Raw genomic sequence first — 5,343 nt, forward strand, 5'->3', positions numbered from 1 at the left:
GCGTGTATGGCACGACCTGCTTGCAGAGGGTATGTCGTGCGGACTGCACCGCATCGAACGATTGATGCGCCTACAGGCTCTCAGGGCGCGACCGCGACGGCGCCGCCTTCCTCTGGACGCGGGTGAACGTCAGGCGAGCGCCATCGCTGCCAACGTGCTCAATCGCGCCTTCGAAGCTGCGGCTCCCAACCGCAAATGGATCGCTGACTTCACTTATGTCTGGACGGCGGTCATCGCGTTCCAATGGCTGCAGCGCCCCGAGAACGTGATTGCGGGGCACGTGAAGTGGACCGATTATCGCGCCGCCCCCCCGTCCCACGATCCAGATCGTCCACCACAAGACCGGCGTGACCATCGACCACCCGCTGGAAGACACGCTCAAGGACGGCACCATCGTGAAATTTTATGCTGACGCTGAAGAAATTCTGAGCCACCTGGCCCGCCGCGGCACGCCCATGATCCTGCGCGAGATTAAGACCGGCAAAGGCGACTCCAAGAAGGTCGTCGCCAAGCCGTACTCGTTCTCCGGAATGCAAAGGATCGTGCAGCGGATGCGCAAGGATATCGGCTTGCCGGTCGAGTTCACTCTCGATGCCTGCCGGCATGGCGGGATGACTGAGCTCGTGGAGGCGGAACTTACCGACGGCCAAGGGCGTGCCCTGTCAGCCCACAAGACCAAGGAGAGCTACGCCGGCTAACCAAACGGACGGCTCCGCGCATGCTGGCTGCGCCCCGGAAGCGCCATGCACATGCCCTGGCGAACCAAGCAGCAACTTCTATTCAGAATGAACGGGAAACCGCCATTCAGAATGAAAAGCGCGGGAATGCAAAAAGTGCCTGAGCCGCAGGGCTAACTATTGGCTGGGGCGGGAGGGTTCGAACCTCCGCATGGGGGAATCAAAATCAGACTGCTTCCGCAGCGGCGTCAAGGGATATTCCGCCATTGAGGGGGATGCCTCCGTTGAAATCCCTACAGAAAATCGGGCTGTTCGGAATGAAAACCGGCGCACATGCCGACGCCGAAAAGTCACCATCTTCGATGGAATAAGGCGGACGACTACGCCGCCTGCCGTTCAATTAGCTTTCGATACTCTCGTAAGGCACCGTAAAAAGAGCCTCCGGCAATCACTTCGTTGGCTTTCCGAACCGTGTCGCTCGCGGCTGGATTCTCCTTCAGTAGAGCTTCCACTAATACGAAGTACTTCTCGGGGGTCGACGCCACGTGAAGGTAGAGGCGTTGCACCGCAAGGTAGACACGTTTTGCCGCCGTGTCGGCGTCCCGTTCGGACATGGTGTGAGCTTGCCGAAGGATCGGAGCGGCGCCGTCGATCTTCAGTTTCGCCGTTTCGTTCCAAATATTGACGACCTTGGTGTCACCAACCATGAACCACTCTTGAGGTTCGAGATTCATTTTGAGGGGCATCTTGTTCTCCAAAAGCTGAATTAGCCATGCTGATGGTTAATAAAAGGAAAAGCGGCGGGGTTTCCCCCGCCGCCCTGTATTTGTTGGTCTAGTTCGCCGAAATCAGCGCAGGAGCTGGAGAACGCCCTGCTGTGCGGTGTTGGCGAGCGACAGCGCGGAGACACCGATCGACTGGCGGGTCGACAGCGCCTGGCTGTTGGCCGCTTCCTCGTTCGTGTCAGCGAGCGTCAGGTTCGACGCACCGGTCTGGAGCACGTTGATCAGGCTCTTCGAGAAGTCCTGACGGATCTGCACGACTGACAGGTTCGAACCGAAGCTTGAGGCCTGCGAGCGCAGCGTGGTGCTGGCGGTGGTCAGCGAGGCGAGGGTCTTATTCGCCGCCGCGTTGTCGGTGAAGTCGGTACCAGCCGTCAGCTTCGACAGGCCGAGACCACCGGGGCCGAAGCCGACGCCGGAGATGCTGAGCTTCGAAGAACCGGTTTCGTTGAAGGTCAGCTTCAGGGTGTCGCCGTTGAGCAGGTTGACGCCGTTGAAGGACGAGTCCTGCGCAGTGGTGGTGATCTGATCGATGACCTGGTTGTACTGGTTGATCAGGCTGGCACGGGTGGCCTGCGAACCCGCGTCCTTGACAGCGTTGACAACCGACTGGCCGCTGAACTGGCCAGTCGCACCGGTAACAGCCGTTCCGCCAATCGCACCGATGTTGGACGAAGCCGCATCGTTGGTCGTGGTGATCGACAGCTTGCCGGTGGTGTCGATGCTGGCCTGCAGGTTGTTGGCGGCCAGTTTCGAGTTCAGATCGTCGAGAGTCGAGGTCTGACCCGCTGCCGAACCGAACGTGATGCTGGTCGCAGTACCGCCACCCGTAGCGCCGATGGTCAGGGTCAGACCATCGATCGGCGACGGAGCTGCAACGCGAGCTTGGCTGACCGAAGTACCCAGACCGAGCGACGTAAGAGCGGCGTTGTTCGAACTAGTGATGGTGAGGTCGCTCGCCGTGCCGGTGTTCAGAACGACCTTGCCGCCGGTGACGGTCGAACCCGTCGCGCCGCTCAGACCGTCGATCTTGCCCAGCAAGGACGTAACGTCGGACGTAATGTCGATCTGGTTAGCGCCGGTAGCACCTGATGCGGTAAACGTCAGGGTCTTGCCATTGATCGACAAGGTATCGCCAGCGGCGAAAGCAGTCGACAGAGCGCCGGCGGTGTTGACACCCGACAGCTTGGTCGAGGTGGCGAGAGCCGGAGTGCTAACCGCACCGCCGGTGCGCGTGGCGGAGCTGGCGGTCGACAGGCCGAGCTTGGCCAGCGTGCCGGCGGTCGTATCAACGAGCGTCAGGTTGTTGGCGATACCGGTGTTCAGCTGGATCGCGCCAGCACCCGTGACGCTTGAGGCGTTTGTGGTGTTTGCCGTGATGCCGTCTACAGCCGTCTTGAGGTTATCGAGGGTCTGATCGATACCGATCGTGACGTTGCCGGTGGTGGCATCGGTGGCGGCAGCGCCGCTGGCGGCAAAGGTAACCGTCTTGCCGTTTACGGAGAATGAATCGCCAGCAACCGGACCCGTAGCGGTAGCGACTGTACCGTTCGTCAGAGCGCTGATTACAGTCGAGCCGGTCGCGAGCGCGGATGCTGTTCCGGTATGCAGCACAGAACCTGCCGTTGCAGCGACACTGACGAAAGCAGCTGTAGCAGTGCCGGTCGCGGCAGCGCCGGTAAAGACGGCGTTGGTGCCGCCGGCGGCGCCGAGCAGGTTCGTAGCGGTCGCGCCAGTAAGGGCGGTGCTGGTCAGCGAGGACTTGGCGTAGCCGACAGTGGTCTGCAGCGCCTGGTTGGCAATGGACTTGGCGGAGTCAACGAGCTTCTGGAGCGAGGTGATGCCGGTGTTGGCAGCCTGCAGGATCTGCACGCCGTTGCCGATACCATCGAGCAGGTTGTTGATGTCGCTCGAACGCGAGGTCAGCGACGAGGCGGTGAAGAAGTTGGTGGGGTTGTCGAGCGCCGAGTTGACCTTGTTACCGGTCGAGAGGCGGTTCTGGGTTTCCGACAGGAGCGATGCAGTGGACTGCAGCGAGAGCAGGTTTTGGCGGACGGCGGACGAAAGTGTGATGCCGGACATGTTTGAACCTTCTGTTTTGATCATGTGCTAGATTCTTCTAGCGACGATCTTCAACATGAAGGACAGGATGTAAAAAAGTGTGAAGATCGCTCGTCAAATGCAAACCGTTCCAGATGCCCTAGCCTCACTGCGGAACAAAGTTAATTAAAGATTTATTGTGATTGGTTTTCGCGAATGTTTTGACGCCGCTCGAACCAACGCTGATCCAATGCGGCGAAATGCTGCAGCCCAGAATGAAAAATGAGGCCATAGAGCGACCGGGCGATCGCCGACGGCGCGCTGCGGATGCATGAGTGCGGTGGGTTCGTGATGCTGACAGCCGTATCCAAGCCTCAATAGCGGCGCTTCGCCTGGAGCGCACAATCCCTGTGCCTATCAGTTATGGATTACCGTTAAAGTGTTCATACGCAACCTTTAGGTGGCGCGCTCGTTGGTCCCGTAGCCGGCATGGGAGCAACTCTCAATGGACCACAATCTCAAGAAATCCACTCGTCTGCGGCGACTTAACAGGCTTGCTCCGCAAGTACGCCAAATTGCCCTTAATCGCCCCGACGATATTGAAGGCTGGCGCATCTCACGCCTGTTGCGCGACGCGACCACGCCCGCTGAGGCAGACGAAGCCGAGCGACAATTTAGGGTATGGGAACAAGCCCTGTAACCGCGATGGCTCGTACTGACCGCATCGAGGCCGACACTGGAATGCCCATCGCCTAAACAGAAAAAGCCACGCCACCCCGAAGGATGACGCGGCTTTATCGATCTAACCATTCGACCCACTGATTGGCGCCCAGATCCCGACGACTTCAAGGGCCGCCAGCGCCAGACAGCACACCCGTCGAAGGGTGTAGCCGAGAAACAGCGCCGGGATCAGCCACGCGGAAACCAATACCTAGACAATTCGGCGCTGCGCCGCCTCCGTACCGATCTCGGGTTGGCCAACCCCAGCTGGCGGCAGCCGGAGCCGCCTCACATCGAGTTACGTGACGCGTCAAGCCGCCCGCACTGCAGTCAAGAACTTGCCTACCTCAAGCTTCAGCCGGTTGCTGTCAGATGACAACGACCGTGCGGCTGACAGCACCTGCGACGAGGCGGAGCCCGTCTCCGATGCGCCGCGCTGCACGTCGGTGATGTTCGCGCTCACCTGCATCGTGCCTTGCGCGGCCTGCTGCACATTGCGGGAAATCTCCTGCGTCGCAGCGCCCTGCTCTTCGACCGCCGAAGCAATCGTCGAGGAGATTTCCGACATCCGGCCGATGGTGTCGCCGATCTCCTTGATCGCGCCGACGGATTCCTGCGTCGCCGCCTGGATCCCGGAGATCTGCATGCTGATCTCGCCGGTGGCTTTTGCGGTCTGCTCCGCCAGCGCCTTCACTTCGGAGGCCACGACCGCGAAGCCGCGGCCGGCTTCACCGGCGCGCGCCGCCTCGATGGTGGCATTCAGCGCCAACAGGTTGGTCTGGCCGGCGATGGTGTTGATCAGCTCCACGACGTCGCCGATACGGGAGGCGGCCTTGGAGAGTTCGCTGACGCGCTCGGTGGTGGCACGCGCCTGGCCGACGGCATCGCCCGCCATCCGCGCCGATTCCTGCACCTGGCGGCTGATCTCGCCGACCGAGGAGGCCATCTCTTCGGTGGCTGAGGCCACTGACTGCACGTTGGTGGAGGCTTCTTCCGAAGCCGCGGCAACCGTGGTCGCCAACCGCTGCGAGCGGTCGGCGGTCGAGGTCAGCGTCGAGGCCGAGGCCTCCAACTGGGTCGAGGCCGACGACACGGTCTGGACGATCTCGCCGATCATCGTTTCG

The 5,343-nt window shown here is 61.0% G+C and carries 5 protein-coding genes and 1 pseudogene; 3 read left to right on the forward strand and 3 right to left on the reverse strand.

What is annotated here, in order from left to right; translation table 11 throughout:
• Positions 1–229, forward strand: a pseudogene (locus tag JWQ24_RS06275) (IS3 family transposase); the annotation flags it as partial.
• Between the two features lie 118 nt (positions 230–347).
• Positions 348–698 carry a hypothetical protein gene (locus JWQ24_RS06280; protein WP_299805735.1) on the forward strand — a complete coding sequence of 117 codons (351 nt, stop codon included), beginning with the start codon at positions 348–350 and terminating at the stop codon, positions 696–698.
• Between the two features lie 359 nt (positions 699–1,057).
• Here the strand turns inward: JWQ24_RS06280 and JWQ24_RS06285 are convergent, their stop codons facing one another.
• Positions 1,058–1,423, reverse strand: coding sequence for a flagellar biosynthesis repressor FlbT (locus JWQ24_RS06285; protein ID WP_299805738.1), 366 nt, complete (start codon positions 1,421–1,423; stop codon positions 1,058–1,060).
• A 102-nt stretch (positions 1,424–1,525) separates the two neighbouring features.
• Complete coding sequence (locus JWQ24_RS06290) at positions 1,526–3,541, reverse strand: flagellin (protein ID WP_299805740.1); 2,016 nt, start codon at positions 3,539–3,541, stop codon at positions 1,526–1,528.
• A gap of 463 nt (positions 3,542–4,004) precedes the next feature.
• Between JWQ24_RS06290 and JWQ24_RS06295 the strand changes: the two genes are divergently transcribed.
• Positions 4,005–4,199 (forward strand): hypothetical protein, encoded by a 195-nt coding sequence (locus tag JWQ24_RS06295; RefSeq protein ID WP_299805742.1) that lies wholly within the window; start codon positions 4,005–4,007, stop codon positions 4,197–4,199.
• Positions 4,200–4,529: 330 nt separating this feature from the next.
• On the opposite strand, the gene JWQ24_RS06300 is transcribed toward JWQ24_RS06295, so the two are convergent.
• On the reverse strand, positions 4,530–5,343 hold an 814-nt coding region (locus tag JWQ24_RS06300), incomplete at its 5' end, for a methyl-accepting chemotaxis protein (RefSeq protein WP_299805744.1).

Source organism: Tardiphaga sp., from assembly GCF_028290495.1.
Taxonomy (GTDB): domain Bacteria; phylum Pseudomonadota; class Alphaproteobacteria; order Rhizobiales; family Xanthobacteraceae; genus Tardiphaga.

Coding starts and splice junctions, on each gene's coding strand:
- JWQ24_RS06285 (WP_299805738.1), bottom strand. CDS start 1,423: ATGCCCCTCAAAATGAATCTCGAACCTCAAGAGTGGTTCATGGTTGGT.
- JWQ24_RS06290 (WP_299805740.1), bottom strand. CDS start 3,541: ATGTCCGGCATCACACTTTCGTCCGCCGTCCGCCAAAACCTGCTCTCG.
- JWQ24_RS06295 (WP_299805742.1), top strand. CDS start 4,005: ATGGACCACAATCTCAAGAAATCCACTCGTCTGCGGCGACTTAACAGG.